Annotated in this window: 19 protein-coding genes; 12 read left to right on the plus strand and 7 right to left on the minus strand. The window is 52.3% G+C overall.

Going from position 1 to position 25,360, the window contains the following annotated elements; translation table 11 throughout:
• The first annotated feature begins 139 nt into the window (after window positions 1-139).
• The 3 genes from hmsP (at window position 140) to OLG56_RS01150 (ending at window position 5,297) form a co-directional block, all read left to right on the plus strand.
• Window positions 140-2,146 carry a biofilm formation regulator HmsP gene (gene hmsP, locus OLG56_RS01140; protein ID WP_001266362.1) on the plus strand — a complete coding sequence of 669 codons (2,007 nt, stop codon included), beginning with the start codon at window positions 140-142 and terminating at the stop codon, window positions 2,144-2,146.
• Between the two features lie 157 nt (window positions 2,147-2,303).
• On the plus strand, window positions 2,304-3,590 hold the full coding sequence (gene dctA / locus OLG56_RS01145) for a C4-dicarboxylate transporter DctC (RefSeq protein ID WP_000858228.1): 1,287 nt from the start codon (window positions 2,304-2,306) through the stop codon (window positions 3,588-3,590).
• Window positions 3,591-3,809: 219 nt separating this feature from the next.
• Entirely contained in the window at window positions 3,810-5,297 is a 1,488-nt protein-coding gene (locus tag OLG56_RS01150) for a M16 family metallopeptidase (RefSeq protein ID WP_001163182.1), read from the plus strand.
• A 53-nt stretch (window positions 5,298-5,350) separates the two neighbouring features.
• Here the strand turns inward: OLG56_RS01150 and kdgK are convergent, their stop codons facing one another.
• Complete coding sequence (kdgK, locus tag OLG56_RS01155) at window positions 5,351-6,280, minus strand: 2-dehydro-3-deoxygluconokinase (protein WP_000037583.1); 930 nt, start codon at window positions 6,278-6,280, stop codon at window positions 5,351-5,353.
• Window positions 6,281-6,508: 228 nt separating this feature from the next.
• Between kdgK and pdeH the strand changes: the two genes are divergently transcribed.
• Both pdeH and OLG56_RS01165 read left to right on the plus strand, forming a co-directional pair.
• On the plus strand, window positions 6,509-7,276 hold the full coding sequence (pdeH, locus tag OLG56_RS01160; RefSeq protein ID WP_000595623.1) for a cyclic-guanylate-specific phosphodiesterase: 768 nt from the start codon (window positions 6,509-6,511) through the stop codon (window positions 7,274-7,276).
• 109 nt (window positions 7,277-7,385) lie between these two features.
• A complete protein-coding gene (locus OLG56_RS01165; protein WP_023263142.1) occupies window positions 7,386-9,446 on the plus strand; it encodes an AsmA family protein in 2,061 nt (686 codons plus the stop codon).
• A gap of 39 nt (window positions 9,447-9,485) precedes the next feature.
• Here the strand turns inward: OLG56_RS01165 and OLG56_RS01170 are convergent, their stop codons facing one another.
• From OLG56_RS01170 to OLG56_RS01180, 3 genes are all read right to left on the minus strand, one after another.
• Complete coding sequence (locus OLG56_RS01170; RefSeq protein ID WP_001148981.1) at window positions 9,486-10,808, minus strand: MFS transporter; 1,323 nt, start codon at window positions 10,806-10,808, stop codon at window positions 9,486-9,488.
• Between the two features lie 350 nt (window positions 10,809-11,158).
• Complete coding sequence (gene yhjD, locus OLG56_RS01175; RefSeq protein WP_000191230.1) at window positions 11,159-12,187, minus strand: inner membrane protein YhjD; 1,029 nt, start codon at window positions 12,185-12,187, stop codon at window positions 11,159-11,161.
• 72 nt (window positions 12,188-12,259) lie between these two features.
• Window positions 12,260-13,159, minus strand: coding sequence for a LysR family transcriptional regulator (locus OLG56_RS01180; protein ID WP_031601851.1), 900 nt, complete (start codon window positions 13,157-13,159; stop codon window positions 12,260-12,262).
• 630 nt (window positions 13,160-13,789) lie between these two features.
• Here OLG56_RS01180 and OLG56_RS01185 point away from each other — a divergent pair.
• A complete protein-coding gene (locus tag OLG56_RS01185; protein ID WP_001196081.1) occupies window positions 13,790-14,392 on the plus strand; it encodes a response regulator transcription factor in 603 nt (200 codons plus the stop codon).
• Window positions 14,393-14,397: 5 nt separating this feature from the next.
• Here the strand turns inward: OLG56_RS01185 and OLG56_RS01190 are convergent, their stop codons facing one another.
• Window positions 14,398-14,754, minus strand: a complete 357-nt coding sequence (locus OLG56_RS01190; protein ID WP_001120251.1) for a glycoside hydrolase family protein — start codon at window positions 14,752-14,754, stop codon at window positions 14,398-14,400.
• A gap of 280 nt (window positions 14,755-15,034) precedes the next feature.
• Between OLG56_RS01190 and OLG56_RS01195 the strand changes: the two genes are divergently transcribed.
• Window positions 15,035-16,624, plus strand: coding sequence for an STY4199 family HEPN domain-containing protein (locus OLG56_RS01195; protein WP_000185004.1), 1,590 nt, complete (start codon window positions 15,035-15,037; stop codon window positions 16,622-16,624).
• A 12-nt stretch (window positions 16,625-16,636) separates the two neighbouring features.
• Here the strand turns inward: OLG56_RS01195 and OLG56_RS01200 are convergent, their stop codons facing one another.
• Complete coding sequence (locus tag OLG56_RS01200) at window positions 16,637-18,286, minus strand: alpha,alpha-trehalase (RefSeq protein WP_000934254.1); 1,650 nt, start codon at window positions 18,284-18,286, stop codon at window positions 16,637-16,639.
• A 326-nt stretch (window positions 18,287-18,612) separates the two neighbouring features.
• On the opposite strand from OLG56_RS01200, the gene OLG56_RS01205 reads away from it, so the two are divergent.
• From OLG56_RS01205 to fraE, 5 genes are all read left to right on the plus strand, one after another.
• Window positions 18,613-19,332, plus strand: coding sequence for a GntR family transcriptional regulator (locus OLG56_RS01205; RefSeq protein ID WP_000572566.1), 720 nt, complete (start codon window positions 18,613-18,615; stop codon window positions 19,330-19,332).
• 175 nt (window positions 19,333-19,507) lie between these two features.
• A complete protein-coding gene (gene fraB, locus OLG56_RS01210; protein WP_010989080.1) occupies window positions 19,508-20,485 on the plus strand; it encodes a 6-phosphofructose-aspartate deglycase in 978 nt (325 codons plus the stop codon).
• Between the two features lie 63 nt (window positions 20,486-20,548).
• Window positions 20,549-21,394: a fructose-aspartate kinase gene (fraD, locus tag OLG56_RS01215; RefSeq protein WP_000028436.1), complete on the plus strand. Its 846-nt coding sequence runs from the start codon at window positions 20,549-20,551 to the stop codon at window positions 21,392-21,394.
• A gap of 53 nt (window positions 21,395-21,447) precedes the next feature.
• Window positions 21,448-22,767 (plus strand): anaerobic C4-dicarboxylate transporter family protein, encoded by a 1,320-nt coding sequence (locus OLG56_RS01220; protein WP_000498935.1) that lies wholly within the window; start codon window positions 21,448-21,450, stop codon window positions 22,765-22,767.
• Window positions 22,768-22,825: 58 nt separating this feature from the next.
• Complete coding sequence (gene fraE, locus OLG56_RS01225) at window positions 22,826-23,869, plus strand: fructose-asparagine asparaginase (protein ID WP_000702755.1); 1,044 nt, start codon at window positions 22,826-22,828, stop codon at window positions 23,867-23,869.
• A gap of 46 nt (window positions 23,870-23,915) precedes the next feature.
• On the opposite strand, the gene gorA is transcribed toward fraE, so the two are convergent.
• A complete protein-coding gene (gene gorA / locus OLG56_RS01230; RefSeq protein WP_000160765.1) occupies window positions 23,916-25,268 on the minus strand; it encodes a glutathione-disulfide reductase in 1,353 nt (450 codons plus the stop codon).
• Window positions 25,269-25,360 lie beyond the last annotated feature (92 nt).

Here is a 25,360-nt window from a genome sequence, read left to right on the forward strand (position 1 = left end):
TAGGCCTGAGAAGCGCAGCGCCATCAGACGCTATCATTAACCGTTATTCAGAAAAGTCCTTTTCAGATACAGCCTCTCTTAATGCCGCAGCAATCGGGTATACTCAGGCGGCAGTCCGGGATATCCAGGGAGAGTCAATTTGCGCGTCAGCCGCTCGTTAACAATTAAACAGATGGCAATGGTTGCGGCCGTTGTCATGGTGTTTGTTTTTGTCTTTTGCACCGTTTTGTTGTTCCATCTGGTACAGCAGAACCGCTACAACACGGCTACGCAACTGGAAAGCATCGCGCGATCTGTTCGGGAACCTCTTTCTTCCGCGATTTTAAAAGCGGATCTCCCCGGCGCGGAAACCATTCTGGAAAGTATTAAACCTGCGGGCGTGGTGAGTCGCGCCGATGTGGTATTGCCGAATCAGTTCCAGGCGTTGCGTAAGCGCTTCATTCCTGAACGCCCCGTCCCGGTTATGGTGACGCGTCTCTTCGAACTGCCGGTACAAATTTCTTTGCCGGTTTATTCGCTGGAGCGTCCCGCCAATCCGCAACCGCTGGCCTACCTTGTATTGCAGGCGGATTCGTACCGTATGTACAAATTCGTCATGAGCGCGCTCTCTACGTTAGTGACCATTTACTTACTTTTATCGCTGATCCTGACGGTGGCCATCGCCTGGTGCGTAAACCGCCTGATTGTGCATCCGCTGCGCAAAATCGCCCGCGAGCTGAACGACATTCCGCAGCAGGAGCTGATCGGACATCAGCTGGCGTTGCCGCGTCTGCATCAGGATGATGAAATTGGGATGCTGGTGCGCAGCTATAACCTCAACCAGCAGCTTATGCAGCGTCAACGCGAGGAGCAAACGGACAACGCGATGCGTTTTCCGGTTTCCGAGCTGCCCAATAAAGCCTTTTTAATGGCGCTGCTGGAACAGGTTATCACCCGCCAACAGACCACCGCGCTTATTATCGTGACGTGCGAAACGTTGCGTGACACGGCAGGCGTGCTGCAAGAAACGCAGCGGGAGATTCTATTACTGACGTTGGTTGAGAAGCTGAAGTCGGTGCTGGCGCCGCGCATGGTGCTTACGCAGGTCAGCGGCTATGACTTTGCCATTATCGCCCACGGCGTCAAAGAGCCGTGGCACGCCATCACATTAGGTCAGCAAATACTCACTATCATTAATGAACGACTACCCATTCAGGGTATTCAACTGCGCCCAAGCTGCAGTATTGGCATTGCGATGTATTATGGCGATCTGACCGCCGAAGAGCTCTATGGTCGCGCCGTCTCCGCCGCGTTTACCGCGCGCCGAAAAGGTAAAAATCAGATCCAGTTCTTTGACCCGGCGCAGATGGAGGCCGCTCAACAGCGCCTTACCGAAGAGAGCGATATCCTTACCGCGCTGGATAACCATCAGTTTGCCATTTGGCTGCAGCCGCAGGTCGAGATGCGCAGCGGCAACGTATTAAGCGCCGAAGCCTTGTTACGTATGCAGCAGCCGGACGGTAGCTGGGAATTGCCGGAGGGGCTGATTGAGCGCATTGAATCCTGCGGCCTGATGGTTACGGTGGGCCATTGGGTGCTGGAAGAGTCCTGCCGCCAGCTTGCCGCCTGGCAGGAGCGCGGCGTGACATTGCCGCTCTCCGTCAATCTTTCCGCGTTACAGCTCATGCACCCTGGCATGGTGTCGGAGCTGCTGGAATTGTTAAACCGCTATCGTATTCAACCAGGTACGCTGATTCTTGAGGTCACTGAAAGCCGCCGTATCGACGATCCGCACGCTGCCGTCGCTATCTTACGTCCGTTACGTAATGCTGGCGTGCGTATCGCACTGGATGATTTTGGCATGGGTTACGCGGGGCTGCGCCAGTTACAGCATATGAAGTCGCTACCGGTCGATATCCTTAAAATTGATAAAATGTTTGTCGATGGGTTACCGGATGATCACAGTATGGTGACGGCGATTATCCTGATGGCCCGCAGTCTTAATTTACAATTGATTGCCGAGGGCGTGGAGAACGAGGCGCAACGCGCGTGGCTGGAACAGGCGGGAGTCAACGTCGCGCAAGGCTTCCTGTTTGCTCGGCCCGTTCCCGCGGATATCTTTGAAGAACGGTATCTGTCGCACGAAAATCCTGATTACAAAAGTTAAAAAAGGTCGCGCTTGTGCGAGCCAGCTCAAACTTTTTAACATTTTTGTTTCAATTATGATCCTGGCGCATTTCTGTCATGTTGTGTGGGTGTTATTTTAAGGCCGCAGGTTACTCATAACCTTACAAGACCTGTGGTTTTTACTTCAAGGACACCCTATGAAAACCTCTCTGTTCAAAAGTCTTTATTTTCAGGTCCTGACAGCAATCGCCATTGGTATTCTCCTTGGCCATTACTATCCTGAACTGGGCGCACAAATGAAACCGCTTGGCGACGCGTTCGTTAAGCTCATTAAGATGATCATCGCTCCTGTCATTTTCTGTACTGTCGTGACGGGCATCGCAGGCATGGAAAGCATGAAGGCGGTGGGCCGTACCGGCGCGGTCGCGCTGCTTTACTTTGAAATTGTCAGTACGATTGCGCTGATTATCGGTCTTATCATCGTCAACGTCGTGCAGCCTGGCGCCGGGATGAACGTCGATCCGGCAACGCTGGATGCGCAGGCGGTGGCCGTTTATGCCGCACAAGCCAAGGAGCAGGGCATTATTGCCTTCCTGATGGATGTCATACCGGGCAGCGTGATCGGCGCGTTTGCCAGCGGCAACATTCTGCAGGTCTTACTGTTTGCGGTGTTGTTTGGTTTTGCGCTGCACCGTTTGGGCAGCAAAGGCCAGCTCATTTTCAATGTAATTGAGAGTTTTTCGCAGGTCATTTTCGGCATCATCAATATGATCATGCGCCTGGCGCCGATTGGCGCATTCGGCGCGATGGCCTTCACCATCGGTAAATACGGCGTCGGTTCCCTGGTGCAACTGGGGCAGCTCATTATCTGCTTCTATATCACCTGTATTCTCTTCGTGGTGGTGGTGCTGGGGACGATTGCACGGGTAACGGGCTTTAGCATTTTTAAATTTATTCGCTATATCCGGGAAGAATTACTCATTGTGCTCGGCACCTCCTCTTCCGAGTCAGCGTTGCCGCGTATGCTCGATAAGATGGAAAAACTGGGGTGCCGTAAGTCGGTGGTAGGGCTGGTGATCCCGACGGGGTATTCGTTCAACCTCGATGGCACCTCTATCTACCTGACGATGGCGGCGGTGTTTATCGCCCAGGCGACCAACAGCCATATGGATATCTTCCACCAGATAACGCTGCTGGTCGTGCTGCTGCTCTCGTCAAAAGGCGCCGCGGGCGTGACCGGAAGCGGCTTTATCGTGCTGGCGGCCACTATTTCCGCCGTGGGACATTTACCGGTTGCGGGACTGGCGTTAATCCTCGGTATCGACCGCTTTATGTCCGAAGCGCGCGCGCTGACTAACCTGGTGGGTAACGGCGTGGCGACGGTGGTGGTTGCCAAATGGGTGAAAGAGTTAGATCACCAAAAGCTGGACGATGTGCTTAATAATCGTGCGCCGGATGGCAAAACGCACGAAATTTCCTCCTAATCTCGCCACTTATGCCCGTAGTCCCTTCCAGGACTGCGGGTGTTTGCGCATAATTGACCCCTGCGCCCAAAGCATACAGCATGATGCTTAGGGATTATTTCACTTCTTCCGTGACATTTTTAGGTTCTCGCGGTCTAACACGAAGTGTTTTTACGTCATATTCAGGCATCCCTGCCGGGGCTGTCTTTTTATTACCAGGATTGTTGATCAGGGGTTCACATGCAGGGCACAAAAATTCGACTCTTAGCGGGCAGTCTGTTGATGTTGGCCTCTGCCGGCTATGTGCAGGCAGATGCGCTCCAGCCCGATCCGGCATGGCAACAGGGGACGCTGGCTAATGGGTTACAGTGGCAAGTGTTGGCTACGCCTCAGCGCCCCAGCGATCGTATTGAAGTTCGTCTCCAGGTTAATACCGGTTCGCTCACCGAAAGTACGCAACAGAGCGGGTTCAGCCATGCGATTCCCCGTATCGCGCTGACGCAAAGCGGTGGTCTGGATGCCGCACAGGCACGTTCTTTATGGCAGCAAGGGTTTGATCCGAAACGTCCCATGCCGCCCGTTATTGTTTCTTATGATTCCACGCTCTATAACCTCAGTTTACCCAATAACCGTAACGATCTGCTGAAAGAAGCGCTGACCTATCTGGCTAACGTCTCCGGTAAATTAACCATTACGCCAGAGACGGTGAATCATGCGTTAAGCAGCGAAGATATGGTTGCGACGTGGCCAGCAGATACTAAAGAGGGCTGGTGGCGTTATCGGCTGAAAGGGTCGGCGTTATTGGGGCACGATCCCGCGGAACCGTTAAAGCAGCCGGTAGACGCAGCCAAAATTCAGGCTTTCTATGAAAAATGGTACACCCCGGATGCCATGACGCTGATTGTTGTCGGCAACATTGATGCGCGCTCCGTCGCCGAGCAGATCAATAAAACGTTCGGTACGCTGAAAGGTAAACGCGAAACGCCCGCCCCGGTGCCGACGCTTTCGCCGCTGCGGGCGGAATCAGTGAGCATTATGACCGATGCGGTGCGCCAGGATCGTCTCTCCATTATGTGGGATACGCCGTGGCAACCGATTCGCGAATCGGCGGCGCTGTTGCGCTACTGGCAGGCGGATCTGGCGCGTGAAGCGCTGTTCTGGCATATCCAGCAAGAGCTTACTAAAAATAACGCGAAAGATATTGGCCTGGGGTTTGACTGCCGGGTTCTGTTCCTGCGCGCGCAGTGCGCCATCAACATTGAATCACCTAATGATAAGCTCAATACCAATTTGAGCCTGGTGGCGAATGAACTGGCGAAAGTACGCGATAAAGGTTTGTCGGAAGAGGAGTTTACTGCTCTGGTGGCGCAGAAAAATCTCGAATTGCAAAAGCTGTTCGCGACCTACGCGCGTACCGATACTGACATTTTGACTGGACAGCGTATGCGCTCGCTGCAGAATCAGGTGGTGGATATCGCGCCGGAGCAGTATCAGAAGCTGCGTCAGAATTTCCTCAACAGCCTGACCGTTGATATGCTCAATCAGAATTTACGTCAGCAGCTATCGCAGGAGATGGCATTAATTTTGCTGCAACCGCAAGGCGAGCCGGAATTTAATATGAAGGCGTTAAAGGCGACGTGGGATGAAATCATGGTCCCGACTACTGCCGCCGCTGTTGAAGCAGATGAGGCGCATCCGGAAGTGACGGAGACACCGGCGGCACAGTAAGCTGCCGCCTGTCGGCCCGGTAAGCGCAGCGCCACCGGGCAAGAGCGAATGACTTACTGCGGCATCGCGTCGTGCGGAATAATGGCCCCACGGTACTGAATCACCGTGCTGGCCGTCAGGTGTCCGCGCTTCGCGGCATCCGTCGCGCTGCCGCCCGTCAAACGAACGGCCAGATAACCGGCGCTGAAGGAGTCGCCTGCGGCAGTGGTGTCTATCACTTTCTCTTTCGGCAGTTTCACTGCCGGAACGTCAATGAGCGCCTCGCCCTGAATCGAGACCAGGCATGAGTCCGCCCCGCGTTTTACCACCACTTCCTGCACGCCTGCCGCATGGGTGCGGGCAATGACCTCTTCCACGGGTTGCTGACCCCATAGCGCGTCTTCATCGTCCAGTGTCAGGAAGGCGATATCAGTACATTCCAGCATCTTTTGATAGACCTGCTGCGTTTCTTCGCGACTTGTCCATAAACGCGGGCGATAGTTATTATCAAAAATGACTTTCCCGCCGTTGGCCCGACATTCACGCAATAAAGACAGCAGTTTATCACGGCTGGTTGGGCTTAAAATCGCGAGGCTAATGCCGCTCAGGTAGAGATAATCGAAGGTTGCCAGCGTCTCGCAGATAGCCGCTGACTGCTCGCTCTCCAGCCAGAATTTCGCTGCCGCTTCGTTACGCCAGTAGTAGAAGGTACGCTCGCCAGTATCATCGGTTTCGATGTAATAGAGGCCTGGCAGGCGATTTTCCATCCGCTGCGTTAGCGAGGTATCCACATTTTCATGCTGCCACGCCTCCAGCATCTGTTGGCTGAAACTGTCAGTACCCAGCGCCGTCACATAGTGAACGGCCAGAGCGGCAGAATCGACCTGACGGGCAATATAAACGGAGGTATTCAGCGTGTCGCCGCCGAAGCCGCGCTGAACATCAGCGCCTTTCTGCGACAGCTCAATCATGCATTCGCCAATCACGGCAATCTTTTTAGACATAGTCGTGAACCTGATCTGTAAAAATTAGCGTTAGTGTGCGCTGTGGATGTTTAGTGGTCAATAATATTAAAACATCGGTCCATTATTTTTTTGAGCAAGTGCGTATTTTTGACAAGTTTCGGGGGCTGTTTTTATTTTGCCAGGGACCGAGGGTAAAGTTCTCTGCCTGAACGCCGATAACCTTTGACGAGTCCGGACAGTCACACTCCCATTAACAGGACAACTGAGATGATAAAGCAGGTTATCCAGCAGCTACGCGTTCCTGATGCAGGTATAGAGAATTTGCAGGAACGGCGCTATTGGCTGCAATGCGAGCGTGCCTATACTTACCAGCCGATATACCAGACGGATGGCCGTTTGATGGCGGTTGAACTTCTCACTGTCGTCACCCATCCTGATAACCCTTCCAGACGTATTGCCCCGGATCGTTATTTCGCGGAGTTAGCGGTTCGACACCGCATTGACGTAGTGAAAGAACAACTTCATCAGCTTGAACAAAAAGCGGATTTTTTCACTCGCCATCACTTATTGGCATCGGTCAATGTCGACGGCCCTACGCTGATTGCCATGCGACGACAGCCGGACATTCTGGCAGCGATGGAGCGCTTACCCTGGCTGCGTTTCGAACTGGTGGAACATATTCGTTTGCCGAAAGACTCCTCTTTCGCCTCGATGTGTGAGTTCGGCCCGCTGTGGCTGGATGATTTTGGTACAGGTATGGCCAATTTTTCAGCGCTGAGCGAAGTGCGTTATGACTACATTAAAGTGGCGCGAGAGCTGTTCGTCATGCTGCGCCAGTCCGCGGAGGGGCGCAACCTGTTCATTCTGCTGCTGCAACTGATGAACCGCTACTGCCGCGGCGTTATTGTCGAGGGCGTGGAGACGCTGGAAGAGTGGCGTGATGTGCAGCGTTCGCCCGCCTTTGCCGCCCAGGGCTATTTTCTTTCTCGACCCGTGCCGCTGATATCGCTCGAAGAGGTGATTCTGACCCTGTAATGCCAGACTGTTCCCGTAATACGTGGTATTACGAGGCGCGGTCATCCTCCTTTTTCGTCTGGCTGAACTATCTTTAGGACAGGCAAGGGAAGAAGTGAGGAAATAACACATGACTAAAGCAGGCAAAATAACCGCCGCCATCACAGGGACTTTCTTGTTGTTGATCGCCATAGTGATTTTGTTGATCGCAACATTTGACTGGAACCGCCTCAAACCGACCATCAACCAGAAAGTCTCTACCGAATTGAACCGGCCTTTCGCTATTCGCGGCGATTTAGGCGTGGTGTGGGAGCGCCAAAAACAGGAGACCGGATGGCGAAGCTGGGTACCGTGGCCGCATGTTCACGCGGAAGACGTCATTCTCGGCAATCCGCCGGATATTCCGGAAGTCACGATGGTACATCTGCCACGCGTTGAGGCGACGCTTGCCCCACTGGCGCTCCTGACCAAAACCGTCTGGCTGCCGTGGATCAAACTGGTGAAACCCGACGCGCGTCTTATTCGCCTGTCTGAGAAAACCAATAACTGGACCTTTAACCTCGCGCAAGACAAGAATACGGACCCCAATGCTAAACCTTCCGCCTGGTCCTTCCGGCTGGATAATATTCTCTTCGACCAGGGGCGAATCGCGCTCGATGATAAGGTCAGTAAAGCGGATATCACTATTCTGATCGATCCGTTAGGCAAACCGTTGCCGTTCAGCGAAGTGACGGGAACGAAAGGCAAAGCAGACAAATCCACCGTGGGCGACTATGTCTTCGGCCTGAAGGCGCAGGGGCGTTATAACGGGGAACCGTTGACCGGTACGGGCAAAATAGGCGGTATGCTGGCGCTACGCAGCGAAAGTACGCCTTTTCCTGTGCAGGCCGATTTCCGCTCTGGCAATACGCGGGTGGCTTTTAGCGGCGTGGTGAACGAGCCGATGAAAATGGGCGGCGTCGATCTGCGGCTTAAATTCTCTGGCGATTCACTGGGCGATTTATATGATTTAACCGGCGTGCTGCTGCCGGATACGCCGCCGTTTGAGACCGATGGGCGATTGGTGGCGAAAATTGACGCCGAAAAGTCATCGGTATTTGATTATCGCGGTTTTAACGGGCGCATTGGCGACAGTGATATCCACGGCTCCCTCACTTATACCACCGGTAAACCGCGCCCTAAACTGGAAGGCGATGTCGAATCGCGCCAGTTACGACTGGCCGATCTTGGGCCGCTGATTGGCGTGGATTCCGGGAAAGACGCTGAGCAGTCGAAACGGTCTGAACAGCGCAAAGGCGAGAAGAATGTTCAGCCGGCGGATAAAGTGTTGCCTTACGATCGCTTTGAAACCGACAAATGGGACGTTATGGACGCCGATGTCCGGTTTAAAGGCCGACGTATTGAGCATGGCGGCAGTCTACCGATTAGCGATCTTTCGACCCATATCATCCTGAAAAACGCCGACTTACGTCTACAGCCGCTGAAGTTTGGTCTGGCAGGCGGCAGTATTGTCTCCAACATCCATCTGGAAGGGGATAAAAAGCCAATGCAGGGGCGGGCGGATATACAGGCGCGTCGGTTGAAGCTTAAAGAACTGATGCCGGATGTGGAGCTGATGCAGAAAACGCTGGGCGAGCTGAACGGCGATGCGGATATTCGCGGGACGGGCAACTCGGTCGCCGCGCTGCTTGGCAACAGTAACGGCAATCTCAAATTATTGATGAATGATGGATTGATTAGCCGCAACCTGATGGAAATCGTGGGGCTGAACGTCGGCAACTATATTGTCGGGCAGATTTTTGGCGATGACGAAGTGCGGGTTAACTGCGCGGCGGCGAATCTCAATATTGCGAACGGCGTGGCGCGACCGCAAATTTTTGCTTTTGATACAGAAAATGCGCTGATTAACGTGACCGGTACGGCGAGCTTCGCCTCTGAACAGCTCGATTTAACCATCGATCCGGAAAGTAAAGGGATTCGTATTATTACGCTGCGATCGCCGCTTTACGTGCGCGGGACATTTAAAAATCCGCAGGCGGGCGTCAAGCCCGGCCCGCTGATTGCGCGCGGCGCGGTTGCGGCAGCGCTGGCGACGTTGGTAACGCCCGCCGCCGCGCTATTGGCGCTCATTTCGCCCTCTGAAGGCGAAGCCAATCAGTGCCGGACGATTTTAACGCAGATGAAGCAGTAACGTGAAACGTAGCGCCGGATGACGCCATCCGGCGTCCTATTACAACGCCTGATGACGCGTCTCATGGGTTAACAGCAGTGCAATCAGCGTCAGCGCCGCCATTGACGCCAGGTAAACCCCTACCGCCGCCAGCCCGTAGTGGCTTTGCAGCCATGCGGCAATATACGGCGCGACGGAAGCGCCCAGAATTGATGACACATTGTAGGAAAACGATGCGCCGGTATAGCGCACTTCCGTCGGAAATAGCTCCGGCAGCAGCGCTCCCATTGGGCCGAAGGTCAGCCCCATCAGGCTCAGGCCTAACAACAGGAACACGAATACCAGCGCTGGATTGCCTGAACCCAGCAGCGGGGTAAAGGCGAACAACGCGAAGAGAATGATGAGCGTGGTAATGATGACCATGCTTTTCCGACGGCCAAATGCGTCCGCCAGCAGGCCGGCGACGGGCACCATCACGCCGAAACCAATCACCGCCATCATCAGCATCCACAGTATTTCATTGCGCGGCAAGCCAAGCCCTACCGGCGCGGCGGCAGTGCTGTAAGTCATGGAATAGACGGTCATGATATAGAACAGCGTGTAGGTCGCCAGCATGATAAACGTGCCGAGAATGGTTACGCGGACATGCTTCGTCAGCAACGTGCCCAGCGGTATTTTTACCTGTTTTTTCGCTGCGGCGACTTTCGCAAACACCGGCGTTTCATGCAGCGACACGCGCACATACAGGCCAATAATCACCAGCACCGCCGAGAAGATAAACGGCACGCGCCAGCCCCAGCTCATAAACTGCTCGTCGGTCAGCAGCCAGGAGAGCAACAGGAAGGTGCCATTGGCAAAAAAGAAGCCGATCGGCGCGCCCAACTGTGGGAAGGAGCCATACAGTGCGCGTTTGCGCGGCGGCGCATTCTCCGTCGCTAATAACGCTGCGCCGCCCCATTCGCCGCCCAGCCCCAGTCCCTGACCGAAACGCGCCAGCGCCAGCAGCAACGGCGCGAAAATACCTATCGTCGCGTAGCCCGGTAACAGACCGATAATGACCGTGGAGATCCCCATCGTCAGCAGCGAAGCCACCAGCGTGACTTTGCGGCCTACCCGGTCGCCGAAGTGGCCGAATAGCGCAGAGCCGATCGGACGCGCCACAAACGCGATAGCGAAGGTGGCGAGCGATTGTAGCGTTGCCGCAGTGGGATCGCCCTGGGGGAAGAAGATAAGGGGGAACACGATCACCGCAGCGGTGGCGTAAATATAGAAGTCGAAGAACTCAATTGCGGTGCCGATAAGCGAGGCAATAACGACTTTATTGCGTGAGTTTACCGGAACATGTTCCTGCTCATGGTCGAGTGTTGTGGCGGTTGCTTGCATACTATTTTCTTATTTTTAGCGAACGAATAGCCATATTACGCACAGCAAAAGTTATATTTCAATGTGTAACAAAAGCCAAAAATGGTCAAAAAAAGCGCAAAAAGGGGATAATGTTTAAGCCAGCCATTTTGCGTCTATGAAATGCTTCACATAATTTTAGAATTGGTGGATAAAACTGGTTTCTGGTTAAATAAAAGTTAATTACTGGATTTATATGCTGAAACAATGAGATGAGGCGGAAGGACGTGCCTGATTGTACCGCCGGGTACGCTTTGCTTGCCCGGCCTGGGTCTACACATCAGTAGGCCGAATGACGACGCCGTGCGTGCCATTCGGCAGCAAGCCGCAGACTAGCGTTGCGTTTTACCCGGCATTCGCGGGTCGTCCTTGTATTCGGCGGTGGCTATCCAGGCCGCGCAGAATAACGTCAGACGGGCAAAAAAGTAGAAGAAGGCCATCAGACCGAGTACGGAGCCAAACGCTGCGCCGGAAGGCGATTTCACCAGTGACGGCAGCGTATAGGTCATAATGATTTTAATCACCTCAAAACCGATAGCGGCAATAAATGTCCCGCGAATCAACGCTTTTTTACGGGGACGATGGCGAGGCAGTCGCCAGAAAATCCAGAAGAAAAGCAGATAGTTGGCAAAAATAGAGATGGCCAGACCGATCAAATGCCAGGCCGGTTTTAACCATTCGATGCTGTCGAGATACAAGGCGGAGATGATCATCTGCTGGGCGGAACCGGCGATGGAAGTAATGGACAGCGTAATGATTAAAGCGATTAATAATCCAATCAGCGAGATAAAATCGCGTAGATATTTGAGCCAGATTTTCTCCTGATCCTGCGGCTTGCGCTCCCAGACGTCCCGTGACTGGGCGCGAATCGCTTCCCGCAGGTTGCCCATCCAGTTAACGCCGGAATAGAGCGCGATACCCAGTCCGACCAGCCCTACCGTGGTACGCTGTTGAACCGCCGTATTAATCGTATTTTTAAGCGTGGACGCCAGCGTAGGATCGCTCACATTCATCAATATCTTGCTGAAAATATCTTCCAGTAGATTAGGGTGCGAGGCGAGGATAAAACCTGCCGCGGCAAAGGACACCATCATTATCGGGATCATCGACAGAAACGAAAAGTAGGTGATAGCCGCGCCAAACTGATTACCCAGTCGATCGTTAAAACGTTCGGTCGCGCGAATGAGGTGGGCCACCATTGGTTGACGCTGAATTTTTTGCACCAGGGAGGTGACGGAATGCAACGCCTGATTTGCCTTTTCGTTTTTTTCCGGGGCGTCATGCGGCTGCGTTTCTATTTTTTGTATCGGGTCGTGCTCCAGTTCCTGAATAGGGCGTTTTACGTCATTTTCCTGCGTCATCAGGTCGGTAGTCCTTCATCATTAATAGAATATGTCAGTATAGCTTCTCCCCGGTGGATGCTGAAAATGCGGCTACTCTGCGGCCTCTTTAATGGTTTCAGTCAGCCATACCATAAACAGGTGTACCCGGCGGGAAAGATTACGGCGATGGGGATAATGCAGCGTCACCGGCAGTGGAGCGGCGCGATATTGCGGTAAAATTTCAATGAGCGTTCCGGTGCGTAACGCCTCCCGTACAGCAATTCGCGGCGTCTGAATGATCCCTAATCCTGCCAGACAGGCCGTATGCCAGGTCTCCGTACTGTTTACCGTTAGCATTCCGCCGGTTTTTACCCACTGCATACCGTGGGGAGTTTCAAAGGCAAAACCCGGTGAAGAGACTCCCGGCGTTAATGAATAATGCACCACCGCATGTGAGGCGAGATCGTCAAGGTTTTCTGGATACCCAAAGCGCGCCAGGTATTGTGGGCTGGCGCAGTTCACCCTTCTCAGTTTGCCAAGCGGGCGCGTCAGTATCCCTGGCGCATGTAGCGGATCTGTACGCACCACGCAGTCGAAATCTTCCCGTAGTAAATCGACCTGTCGATCGCTACTACAAAGTTCCAGCGCAATGCCGGGATACTGATGCAAAAAAGTGGGCAGGCGCGGCATGATGAGGCTGTTTGCGAGACATGGCGGTATATCTACCCGTATTTTGCCACTGATACTGGCGGGATCAGGCTGGAAAAGACCCTCCAGTTCATCCAGGTTACTCAACAGATCTTTTGCCCGTTCGTAGTAAACCATTCCGTCCTGAGTAAGTTGTACCCGCCGGGTGGTGCGGTGGAGCAGGCGGATGCCCAGTTGATGTTCTAACGCTTGTATTTGCCGTGAGACGCTGCCTTTGGGAAGGCCGATATCCTCTGCTGCACGGGAAAAACTTTCCCGTTCCGCCACGCGTACAAACAATTTCATTGCATATATTTTATCCATCATCAGGCTCTATTATTGTTTTTATTGAAACAGTGACGCTGAAGCGGCTGGTTTTATTGATTTTCTAGCACCTAATAAGCCCTTTCGCAATCATTGCTCGCGTGACGAATACGTCTGATCACGTTGCGCGGCGGATTTATCGCCTTCCGGCCAGGCTTTTTAGCGCCAAAAAGCCGATAAACGGGACGAGAGCGGTAAAACACGCTGATAGCCGCGGGTGTAGTGGGAGAGAGAAATGCATGTACATACACGGTATTGTCATTGACCCATCGTCGCGGTTTTCAGGCGGATTGGCTATTTTTTAACAAAATGTGCTACTTTATTTTTTGTAACACATCAGGCGAAAAGCAGATATTTCCTTTGTGACGCGCCAGGCGTACTCTTCATTAAATTAATATTCAAATTAGCCTTGTCTGTTTGTACTAATAAGATATTCCTTACTTTAAAACGCTAATTTTAGCGAATTCTGTAATCCCGATGTTGAAGCTGTAAATATTCATAACCTTTCCCTTCCTCAACCAATGACTATCGGTAAAATGGCCTATACCAAATGGCGACTTCTTATTTTACCCTACGGGTAATACCCTTCCTCATCTTGAGACTATTATCTTACCCAGGTGGAGAAAAGTAATGCAGGTAATCATGTTTGACAGGCAGTCAATATTTATTCATGGAATGAAAATCAGTTTGCAGCAGCACATTCCAGGAATAAGTATCCAGAGTGTCGGTCAGGCAGAAGAACTCTGGCAAAAAATAGAAAGCGCGCCGGATGCGCTGGTCATGCTGGATAGCGGCCTCGATGCTGAATTTTGCCGCGAGGTGTTACAAAGAATCGCGCAGCAATTTCCGGAGGTGAAGATTATTATCACGGCGATGGATGGCAGTCAAAAGTGGCTGCATGAAGTCATGCAATTTAACGTTCAGGCCGTGGTGCCACGCGATTCTGATGCCGAAACCTTTGTCCTTGCGCTCAATGCTGTCGCTCGCGGGATGATGTTTTTACCGGGGGATTGGTTAAATTCAACGGAGCTGGAGTCCCGTGATATAAAAGCGTTAAGCGCCCGCCAGCGGGAAATTTTACAGATGCTTGCCGCAGGAGAATCAAATAAACAAATTGGGCGGGCGTTAAATATTAGTACCGGGACGGTTAAAGCGCATCTGGAGTCGCTTTACCGGCGGTTGGATGTAAAAAATCGTACCCAGGCCGCCATGATGTTAAATGAATCGAATTAACGACGTTAAATTCGCAGTCCGCTTATTTCTGGCTGTGAAATATCACCCGTATTGATTAATGATAAAAAACGCTGATGTCCGATGCTGAACATCAGCGCAATAAGCGTTTCGCGTTGAAACCGATCATTAAGTTCCGGCAAACAATTCTGTAGCAGCATATCGCAGCTATTGAGGTCATCCAGCAAGAATGCCTCCGCCTGGTCGGGCGTAATGAACGTCAGCGTCTCATCCGGCGTCAACATATGCCCGTAACCAATCACCCAGTTACCCTGCCGATCGCGATACTTTTCCAGCGACAGACCCTGCCACTGTTTAATAAACGCGATGCAGGCGGAGCTAAAGCGAGATGAAATGTGCGGCATGGCATCTTTCTCATAAAAAGCGCGATTATAAAGTGTGCTGCACGCGTGGCTAGCGGTCAGACGGCCAAACGCAGGCAGGGAAAAGGTCTATGCCGTTCAGCGTCACGCCGCGTTGACAGAATGAAAAACTGATGTTTTCGGTTAGTAACCGATCTTCTTATAAATTTGCAATCATTAAGATTAAGTCACTGAAATGTGGCTAAATCTGTTATATCTATGAAAAAACATAATTAAAAGAAAATGAAGATCTCGTCGCGGGATCGTCTTTTTAGGGAAGATAATGACGAATAGCGCTTCGCAGGCGACACGCGCGCCTTTTGAACATAGCCTGGGGATTATCCGCCAGGCATCAATAGAAATCCTGCTGCTGCTGGGTATTCATACCACAGAGGGAAAAGAGCCCCGGTGGTTCATGGAACAACTTGAGCAGGCGCGTCTTAACCTGGGCGGTTGGGGCGCGGTGGCGAAAAAATTGCGGATAAATGACGCGCAGTTGAGCCAGTTTATGCTGCAACTGCGTCACCTTCAGCAGCATGTTCCCCAGTATGACAGCGGGCAAGAGGTGAGCGAAAATCAACTCCTTGCCGCGTTGCGTTTTGTCACCTCGCTGGAACATCTACGTCAGCAGCAGCCGCTACTGACGTATCAAACTGAGCTGGAAGACCCCGACCAGGAGGCGCATCTTGAGGCGCAGCGTCAGCTTCGGGCGATAGAACTGACGTTAAAAGCGCTTATTGCGCGCGCATGGCCGGATCGGGCGTCGCTGAATCACTACCTCAAGCAACATTTTGGCCCGGACCGTTTGCGCCAGTGGTTAAAACAGGGAGAAGATCAACATGCGCTGGAGGGCATGTTGTTCAGCGAACTGGCGCTTATGGTGGTCGATAAAAAATTGTTTGCCCGTCATTACGTCAGAATTTTTAATGACGCCTCAGCGTTAACGCTGTTCGCCGAGTCGCGCACCACTCTGCGTATGTTTCTGGATGATTGTCGCCTCGCGCGAAACGAGGTTATCGCCAGGCAGCCGCTCACCTCAGCGCAGCTTATGCTGCTAAACGTTCAGTATCAGCAAATCGTTCGGCCCATCCAGCGCGCCTATGCCGAAAAACGTACCCGCGTGAATCCCGCTTCGTTTCTGCTGGCGGATGAACGTGAATTGCGCCAGTTCTGGGAAACCGCGCGGCTTAAAGATCGGCAGGCCGGGGGAGATAAGCATGAGATTAGCGAGAGCATAGAACCACCGCGTAAGCGGCCTCCGCGTACGCCTGAAGAGCGTGAGCAACTTATTTCCGGCGCTTTGTGGGGCGCGGTTGGCGTCATGACGCTGGCGATACTGGCGGGCGCGTTCTGGCTATTTAGTTCGTCGTCGCCAGGCTCCGATAACGGGCAAGCTCCCGCAATGGCGCAGGATGAACCGCCGCGCGAGGCGCCTTCCGCGCGGGAAACGCTCAATCATATGGGGATTACCTGGGATGCGTTTACCATGCGGGCGGCGATAGAGCGCAATGATACGCGGGTGACGGCGCTGTTCCTCCAGGGCGGAATGAACTGGCAGCTCGCGTGGACGGAGCAGGCGTTTGCGGCAGGACATACCGAGGTGCTGCAACTGTTGTTGCGTTATCCCGCGCTGATGGATGAGGTCAAACCCTGCCGACGATTTATCACAACGTTAAGTCATGACATGTCGAGCGGCGCGCCGCTGACCGCGATGCATAAAACCTATTTGCAAACGTTTTGCACCGTTCCGGCTGTTGTGACGCGCCAGCAGCACGATACGGAGCAGGCCCGACTGCGCGCTCAGGCCCGGCCCAGCGCAGACAATAAAAAATGGCTGAAAATTCAGTCAGCCATTTATGATGCGATTCACTGAGGCCGGAGCAGGTTAAGGCTCTCCGTAAAGGCCAATCAGGCGGCGCACCACGCCATTGGTCCAGCCGAATCCATCCTGTAGCGGATACTCGCCCCCGCCGCCTTCGCGGGGCGTACCGCCGGAAATATGGTATTTCTCGATCAGTTTATGGTGCTCCTGATAAAAATGGTTCACCGTTTTTAACCAGTTATGGGCGATTTCATCGCCCAGCATATCGTCGCCATACAGTTTGAAGCCCTGAATCGCCATCCATTGCAGCGGTGCCCAGCCGTTCGGTTTATCCCACTGTTCGCCGGTTTCGTATTCGGTCGCCATAATCCCGCCGGGCGTTAACAGACGGCTGCGTACCACGTTTGCCAGACGGTCGGCCTGCTCATGGTTCGCCATACCGACATACAGCGGCACGATACTGGCGGCGGAAAAGAGCGCCATTTCTTCGCGTCGCCAGTCATAGTCCCGATAACAGCCGTTTTCATCATCCCACAGATAATGGTTCACGGCGGCGCGTCGATCGCTGGCTTTCTGGCGAAATAGCGCCTCGGTGTCACGTTCGCCTTTCAGTGCTGAAATATTGGCGATAGCGCTCTCCAGTTTATACAGAAAAGCGTTCAAATCGATAGGGATAAACTGGGTCGTACGTATGCTGGCAAGCCGGCCCGCATCGCGTAGCCAGCGTGAAGAATAGTCCCAGCCGGACGCCGCCCCGGCGCGCAAATCCCGGTAGACTTCATTGGGTGGACGACCGGAATGTTTTGCGGTTTCGACATCTTCCAGCCAGGACTCGTCGCGCGGCGTGTCGCGATCGTCCCAGTAGCGGTTCAGCAGGGAACCGTCCGGCATCCGCACAACGTGGCGATAAGCCTGGTTGAGTGCCAGCGATTCGGCGCCGTCCATCCAGAAGGCGTATTCCATTTTGAGATGGTCGAGATAACGCCGTGCGCCGCGCACGCCATCTTCTTCGAACAGTTCAACCATCAGGGCGAAAACCGGCGGCTGCGAGCGGCTCAGATAATAGGTCCGGTTGCCGTTGGGAATATGGCCATAGTTTTCAATCATCCAGGCGAAATTATCCGCCATACATTTAAGTAAGTCTTCGCGCCCGCTTTCCGCCAGACCCAGCATGGTAAAATAAGAGTCCCAATAATAGGTTTCGCTAAAACGGCCTCCCGGCACGATATAGGATTGCGGCAGCGCCAGCAGCGAAGACCACGGAATATGATCCTGCGGTTCGCGCGTCAGTATCGGCCAAAGCTGGTCAATATGTTCTTTGAGCGAGTTTTCGGGGTTAGAGACATACTCGCTGGATAAGGTTTCCGGTAGCCAGAAATGGTTCTCGACGAAGCGGCGTAAGTCAAAATCACGGTGGCGTCTGACCTTACGGTAGCGGATCAGGATATCAAGCGGGTCCATCTTCGGCGCGCAGTCCGGGAACGTTTTACTGTCTGGAAACAGTTTTGTTGACTGTACATGCTCGAACAGTTCGAGATACCGATCGGCAGGGGTCAGGGCGTCAGAGGCGGGAAGCCCCTCGATCATCTCCGGCTCCGGTTCCGCCTCGATCATTTCATCCAGCTTTAACTCGCACGGGTCTGTTTCATAAAGCAGATCGACATCAATAGTCAGATCTTCAGAAGGCGTGGGGTTTAATTTCTGGTTGAGCATAATGACAAGGACCTCCGGCTTGCGTCGTAAAAGATACGGGTGTTGCCCGGCTGTCTATTAAGCGTAGACATTCGCTTCGATACCCGAGTGGCAAAGTGTGCGGTAGATCACATTTTGCAATTTACCCCCTCAAAAAAAACACTTCATAAATTACTGAATGATATTGCGAAAATCCTATTTTCATGGCGCCCGTCCCAGACCTAAAATCAGAACATTCGTTTCATAGCGGTATCACTACATCGCCGCATGGCGTGGATTCACAAGCAAAGGTAACGTAAATAGTTATAATACAAGCTATGGCACCATGATAATACAAATGGATACAAATGATCGAGCAACCCGACAGTAAAAGCGCCAAACCGCTTTATAAGCAGCTTGAAGCCGCCTTAAAAGAGGCCATTGCGCGTGGAGAGTATAAACCAGGCCAGCAGATCCCGACGGAAAATGAACTGAGCGCGCGCTGGCAGGTGAGCAGGGTCACGGTCCGTAAGGCGCTGGATGCGCTGACGCGTGAAAATTTGCTGACCCGTGTCTCCGGCAAAGGCACCTTTGTCTCTGGTGAGAAATTTCAGCGCAGCATGACCGGCATCATGAGTTTCAGCGAGTTATGCCAGTCTCAGGGACGTCGCCCGGGGTCACGCACCATCAAATCCGTTTTTGAATCGGTAGACGATGAGACAAAAGCGTTACTGAATATGAACGATGGCGAAAAAGCGGTCGTCATTGAACGTATCCGCTATGCCGACGATGTGGCGGTATCGCTGGAAACCGTACATCTTCCCCCACGTTTTGCGTTTTTGCTGGACGAAGATCTTAATAATCACTCTTTGTATGAATGCTTACGCGAGAAATACCATTTATGGTTTACCCACTCCCGTAAGATGATCGAACTGGTTTATGCCAGCTTTGAAGTCGCCCATTATCTTGGCGTCAACGAGGGTTATCCGCTGATCCTGATAAAAAGTGAAATGATTGATAACAAAGGAGAACTCTCCTGCGTTTCGCAACAGTTGATTGTCGGCGATAAAATACGGTTTACCGTATGATGTCAGCATTACGCTAACGAAGAGCAGGCTGAATCGGGATCCAGATCGCGGATCCCGATTTTTTTTGGTTTCCATCTTGATCAAATGTCTTTAAATGTCATATAAAAATAATAATACATTATGAGTCATTTATGGCGAATCCTCGCCTGTATCATTGATGGAACCAGAGGAAAGCATGATGGGTATGAAAGAGACAGTTAGCAATATTGTGACCAGCCAGGCAGAGAAAGGAGGCGTTAAACACGTCTATTACGTGGCGTGCGGCGGTTCTTATGCGGCGTTCTATCCGGCGAAAGCATTTTTAGAAAAAGAAGCGAAAGCGTTGACTGTCGGTCTGTATAACAGCGGAGAATTTATTAACAACCCGCCGGTAGCGCTGGGAGAAAATGCCGTTGTGGTTGTCGCCTCCCACAAAGGTAATACGCCAGAGACAATTAAAGCGGCTGAAATCGCCCGTCAGCACGGCGCGCCGGTCATTGGTTTAACCTGGATAATGGATTCACCGTTGGTGGCGCATTGCGACTATGTGGAAACGTACACGTTTGGCGACGGTAAAGATATTGCCGGAGAGAAAACGATGAAAGGCCTGCTGAGTGCGGTCGAACTGCTCCAGCAGACGGAAGGGTATGCGCACTACGACGATTTTCAGGATGGCGTCAGCAAAATCAACCGTATCGTCTGGCGCGCTTGCGAGCAGGTTGCGGAGCGTGCGCAGGCGTTCGCGCAGGAATATAAAGACGATAAAGTCATTTACACCGTCGCCAGCGGCGCGGGCTATGGCGCAGCCTACCTACAGAGCATCTGTATCTTTATGGAAATGCAATGGATACATTCCGCCTGTATTCATAGCGGTGAGTTTTTCCACGGGCCCTTTGAAATTACCGATGCGAATACGCCTTTCTTCTTCCAGTTTTCCGAGGGCAATACGCGGGCGGTGGATGAACGCGCGTTAAACTTCCTGAAAAAATATGGTCGCCGGATTGAAGTTGTCGATGCGAAAGAACTGGGGCTATCGACCATTAAAACCACGGTTATTGATTACTTTAACCACTCTCTCTTTAATAACGTTTATCCCGTTTACAATCGGGCGTTAGCTGAGGCGCGTCAGCATCCGTTAACGACGCGCCGCTATATGTGGAAAGTGGAATATTAATTACATCAGGATGGATAAAAAAGCAGGGACGCTTTTTATTGTAAAGACAAACAAGGAATAATGATGAGCATCAGCGTATTGGGTATTGGCGACAACGTTGTCGATAAATACCTGCATTCCGGCATCATGTACCCCGGCGGTAATGCATTAAATTTTGCTGTCTATGCGAAATTAGCAGACATCCCCAGCGCGTTTATGGGGGCGTTTGGCAATGACGACGCCGCGCAGCACGTACAGGATGTATTACACCAGCTACAGATAGACATCTCTCACAGCCGCCATTATACCGGCGAAAATGGGTATGCCTGTATCCGTCTCACGCATGGCGATCGGCAATTTGTCGCCAGCAACAAAAACGGCGTATTGCGGGAACATCCTTTTAGCTTGTCTGACGACGATCTTCGTTATATATCACAATTTACCTTAGTCCATTCCAGTATTAACGGCCATCTGGAATCGGAGCTGGAGAAAATTAAACAACAAACCGTCTTACTCTCTTTTGATTTTTCCGGGCGCGGTACAGACGACTATTTTGAAAAGGTATGCCCGTGGGTAGATTATGGATTTGTCTCCTGTAGTGGGTTATCGCCAGATGAAATCAAAATAAAACTCAATAAACTTTATCGTTATGGCTGTCGGCATCTTATTGCCACCTGCGGGCATGAAAAAGTTTATTATTTTTCCGGCAGGGATTATCTGGAGTGGCAACCTGTTTATATCGAACCTGTCGATACGCTGGGCGCAGGCGACGCCTTCTTAACCGGTTTTTTGCTTTCCATTTTGCAATCGGGTATGGCGGAACCCGATAAAGAAAGCGTGTTACGCGCCATGCGGCAGGGCGGGAAATCGGCGGCGCAGGTGTTATCTCATTACGGCGCATTTGGTTTTGGTAAACCGTTTGCACAATAGGTTACGTCCCTCAATGTAAAGCGACACTCACTCCAGATAACCCAGGAGGAAGTATGTTTTGGACGGAATTATGTTTTATCCTTGTGGCCCTGATGATAGGCGCCAGGATCGGCGGCGTATTTTTAGGGATGGTCGGCGGGTTAGGCGTCGGCGTGATGGTTTTTATTTTTGGCCTGACGCCTTCTACGCCACCGATTGATGTTATTCTGATAATTCTTTCTGTTGTCCTGGCGGCCGCATCTTTACAGGCCTCCGGCGGGCTGGATTTACTGGTCAAACTGGCGGAAAAAATTCTGCGTCGCCACCCTCGTTACATTACGTTATTAGCGCCGTTTATCTGTTATATCTTCACGTTTATGTCAGGAACGGGGCATGTCGTTTATAGCTTGCTGCCGGTTATTTCTGAAGTCGCACGGGATTCAGGTATTCGACCGGAACGTCCTTTATCTATTTCTGTTATTGCATCGCAACAGGCGATCACCGCCAGTCCTATATCTGCCGCCATGGCGGCGATGATTGGTTTAATGGCGCCGTTGGGCGTCTCTATTTCAACCATTATGATGATTTGCGTGCCCGCCACGTTAATCGGTGTAGCGATGGGGGCAATAGCGACCTTTAATAAAGGAAAAGAGTTAAAAGACGATCCGGAATATCAACGTCGGCTTGCTGAAGGGTTAATTAAACCTGCGCAGAAAGAAAGTAAAAATACGGTGGTCACTTCGCGCGCCAAATTGTCGGTGGCGTTATTTCTGACCAGCGCGATCGTTATCGTTCTCTTAGGACTGATTCCGGCGCTTCGGCCCATGGTGGAGACAGCGAAAGGGCTACAACCGCTTTCGATGTCCGCCGCTATCCAGATTACGATGCTCTCTTTTGCCTGCCTGATTGTGTTGTTATGCCGGCCGCAGGTCGATCAGATTATCAGCGGTACGGTATTTCGGGCGGGCGCGCTGGCGATTGTCTGCGCCTTCGGCCTGGCCTGGATGAGTGAGACGTTCGTGAATGGTCATATCGCGTTGATTAAGGCAGAAGTGCAAACTCTATTGCAACAGCATACCTGGCTTATCGCCATTATGATGTTTTTCGTGTCCGCTATGGTCAGCAGCCAGGCGGCAACGACGTTAATTCTGTTGCCGCTGGGGCTGGCGTTAGGGTTGCCCGCTTATGCGTTAATCGGCTCCTGGCCTGCCGTTAACGGCTATTTCTTTATTCCGGTGGCAGGGCAGTGTCTGGCGGCGCTGGCGTTTGACGATACCGGTACGACGCGTATTGGCAAATATGTGCTTAACCATAGTTTTATGCGTCCGGGATTAGTTAACGTGATTGTCTCGGTCATTGTCGGGCTGTTAATAGGAAAAATGGTTCTGGCCTGATTGTTATTAAATTTTTTATAGCACACGTCACTTATTATTTTTAATTCAGAGGAAGAAAATGAAAATTAGAGTTTTCATGGCCACCGTGTTGCTGCTCATCAGCCACTGTGTATTTAGCACAACGTCACTACCGCATATTGTTATTCTCGCGACAGGCGGTACTATCGCCGGGACGGCAGCCAATAATACGCAAACCGCCGGATATAAATCTGGTGAACTTGGCGTGCAAACATTAATAAATGCCGTGCCGGAAATGAATAATATCGCTCGCGTTGACGGCGAGCAGGTGGCGAATATTGGTAGCGAAAATATGACCAGCGATATCATCCTGAAACTTTCACAGAAGGTGAATGCGTTATTGGCGCGGGACGATGTTGACGGTGTGGTTATTACTCATGGCACTGACACGCTCGATGAAACCGCCTACTTTCTTAATTTGACCGTGAAAAGCGACAAACCGGTGGTGTTTACCGCTGCAATGCGGCCCGCGTCGGCAATCAGCGCCGATGGCGCAATGAACCTGCTGGAAGCGGTCACGGTGGCTGCTGACCCGAATGCGAAGGGACGCGGTGTGATGGTGGTTTTAAACGATCGTATTGGTTCGGCGCGCTTTGTGACGAAAACTAATGCCACGACTCTGGATACCTTTAAAGCGCCGGAAGAGGGCTATCTGGGGGTCATCGTTAATGGTCAGCCACAGTTCGAAACGCGGGTGGAAAAAATTCATACCCTGCGATCTGTTTTTGACGTACGTAATATCAAAAAATTACCCAATGTGGTGATTATTTACGGCTATCAGGACGACCCGGAATATATGTATGATGCGGCGATCGCCCATCACGCGGACGGTATTATTTATGCCGGAACCGGCGCAGGTTCGGTCTCGGTACGCAGCGACGCGGGGATTAAAAAAGCGGAGAAAGCCGGGATTATCGTGGTGCGCGCTTCCCGCACCGGAAACGGCGTCGTACCGTTGGATAAAGGGCAGCCAGGGCTGGTGTCTGACTCGCTCAACCCGGCGAAGGCGCGAGTCTTGCTGATGACGGCATTAACTCAGACGCGTAATCCGGAACTGATCCAGAGTTATTTCAGTACGTATTAATCATGCAGGCTTGTGCGCCCACCCTTGAAGATGGGCGCACAAGATATTAACGCATGGTCACAAACTCTTCCGATGCGGTCGGGTGAATAGCGACGGTATTATCGAAGTCTTTCTTGGTAGCGCCCATCTTCAGCGCCACTGCGAAGCCCTGCAACATTTCATCCATGCCGAAGCCGATACCGTGGATACCCACAATTTTTTCTTCCGGCCCGACGCAGACCAGCTTCATACGGCACGGCTGGCGGTGCGTCGTCACCGCGGTATACATAGCGGTAAACGATGATTTATAGACTTTTACCTGCTCGTCGCCGTATTGCTCGCGCGCCTGCGGCTCGCTTAATCCGACGGTGCCGATAGGCGGATGGCTAAAGACCACGGTCGGGATGTTGCTGTAGTCCAGATGCTCGTCCGGCTTGTTGTTAAACAGGCGTTCGGAGAGACGGCGACCGGCGGCGACGGCGACTGGCGTTAACTCCACTGCGCCGGTGTTATCGCCAACGGCGTAAATGCCTTCTACGTTCGTGTTCTGCCATTTATCAACGATGATGTAACCTTTTTCATTGGTTTTCACGCCCGCTGCCGCCAGATTAATATTGTCGGTCGACGGTTCGCGACCAATGGCCCAGATCAGGCAATCAACGGTTTCACTGCGGCCATCTTCCAGTTCCAGAGTCAGACTGCCGTCGGCGTTTTTCACCACCGCTTTCGGCACGGCGTGAGTATGCAGTTGCGGGCCTTCGGCGTTCATCACCTCAACCAGCGTTTCGCTAATCATTGGGTCAAAACTGCGCAGCGGCGCATGTTTACGGACAAACAGATGCGTTTTCGCCCCCAGCGCGTTGATAACGCCAGCCAGTTCAACGGCGATATAACCTGCGCCTACCACCGCGACGCGCTCCGGCAAGGCCGACAGCGCAAAGAAACCGTCGGAATCAATGCCGTATTCCACGCCTGGAATCTCAGGATGGCTTGGACGGCCGCCGGTAGCGATCAAAATATGGTCGGCGGTAATGGTTTCGCCGTTCACTTCAATGGTTTTGGCATCGACAAAGCGGGCAAAGCCTTTAATCACATCCACGTTATTTTTGCCCAGCACGTTGTCGTATGAAGTATGGATGCGGTCAATATACGCGGTACGGCTGGCAATCAGCTTGCTCCAGTCGAACTGATTAATCGTGGCGTCAAAACCGTAGTCCGGGCCATACAGATGAATCGCTTCACGAATCTGCGCGGCATGCCACATCACTTTCTTCGGCACGCAGCCCACGTTAACACAGGTGCCGCCCAGCTCTTTGGCTTCGATGAGCGCACATTTCTGGCCGTACATAGCGGCGCGGTTAATCGAGGCGATACCGCCGCTGCCGCCGCCGATAGCGATGTAATCATAGTGTTTGGTCATGACCGCTCCTTTATGTTCGTTGTCGGACGGATAGATTCTGCGCTACCCGCCAAAATATTCGCGATTGTATACCTGAAGGTGAAAGGTTCCAC

It is taken from the genome of Salmonella sp. 2018103, from assembly GCF_026247685.1.
GTDB classification, from domain to species: domain Bacteria; phylum Pseudomonadota; class Gammaproteobacteria; order Enterobacterales; family Enterobacteriaceae; genus Salmonella; species Salmonella enterica.

What these genes read in the sequence shown, in the direction of transcription:
- dctA (WP_000858228.1), top strand. Translation starts at nt 2,304, where the DNA reads ATGAAAACCTCTCTGTTCAAAAGTCTTTATTTTCAGGTCCTGACAGCA.
- OLG56_RS01150 (WP_001163182.1), top strand. Translation starts at nt 3,810, where the DNA reads ATGCAGGGCACAAAAATTCGACTCTTAGCGGGCAGTCTGTTGATGTTG.
- kdgK (WP_000037583.1), bottom strand. Translation starts at nt 6,280, where the DNA reads ATGTCTAAAAAGATTGCCGTGATTGGCGAATGCATGATTGAGCTGTCG.
- pdeH (WP_000595623.1), top strand. Translation starts at nt 6,509, where the DNA reads ATGATAAAGCAGGTTATCCAGCAGCTACGCGTTCCTGATGCAGGTATA.
- OLG56_RS01165 (WP_023263142.1), top strand. Translation starts at nt 7,386, where the DNA reads ATGACTAAAGCAGGCAAAATAACCGCCGCCATCACAGGGACTTTCTTG.
- OLG56_RS01170 (WP_001148981.1), bottom strand. Translation starts at nt 10,808, where the DNA reads ATGCAAGCAACCGCCACAACACTCGACCATGAGCAGGAACATGTTCCG.
- yhjD (WP_000191230.1), bottom strand. Translation starts at nt 12,187, where the DNA reads ATGACGCAGGAAAATGACGTAAAACGCCCTATTCAGGAACTGGAGCAC.
- OLG56_RS01180 (WP_031601851.1), bottom strand. Translation starts at nt 13,159, where the DNA reads ATGGATAAAATATATGCAATGAAATTGTTTGTACGCGTGGCGGAACGG.
- OLG56_RS01185 (WP_001196081.1), top strand. Translation starts at nt 13,790, where the DNA reads ATGCAGGTAATCATGTTTGACAGGCAGTCAATATTTATTCATGGAATG.
- OLG56_RS01190 (WP_001120251.1), bottom strand. Translation starts at nt 14,754, where the DNA reads ATGCCGCACATTTCATCTCGCTTTAGCTCCGCCTGCATCGCGTTTATT.
- OLG56_RS01195 (WP_000185004.1), top strand. Translation starts at nt 15,035, where the DNA reads ATGACGAATAGCGCTTCGCAGGCGACACGCGCGCCTTTTGAACATAGC.
- OLG56_RS01200 (WP_000934254.1), bottom strand. Translation starts at nt 18,286, where the DNA reads ATGCTCAACCAGAAATTAAACCCCACGCCTTCTGAAGATCTGACTATT.
- OLG56_RS01205 (WP_000572566.1), top strand. Translation starts at nt 18,613, where the DNA reads ATGATCGAGCAACCCGACAGTAAAAGCGCCAAACCGCTTTATAAGCAG.
- fraB (WP_010989080.1), top strand. Translation starts at nt 19,508, where the DNA reads ATGATGGGTATGAAAGAGACAGTTAGCAATATTGTGACCAGCCAGGCA.
- fraD (WP_000028436.1), top strand. Translation starts at nt 20,549, where the DNA reads ATGAGCATCAGCGTATTGGGTATTGGCGACAACGTTGTCGATAAATAC.
- OLG56_RS01220 (WP_000498935.1), top strand. Translation starts at nt 21,448, where the DNA reads ATGTTTTGGACGGAATTATGTTTTATCCTTGTGGCCCTGATGATAGGC.
- fraE (WP_000702755.1), top strand. Translation starts at nt 22,826, where the DNA reads ATGAAAATTAGAGTTTTCATGGCCACCGTGTTGCTGCTCATCAGCCAC.
- gorA (WP_000160765.1), bottom strand. Translation starts at nt 25,268, where the DNA reads ATGACCAAACACTATGATTACATCGCTATCGGCGGCGGCAGCGGCGGT.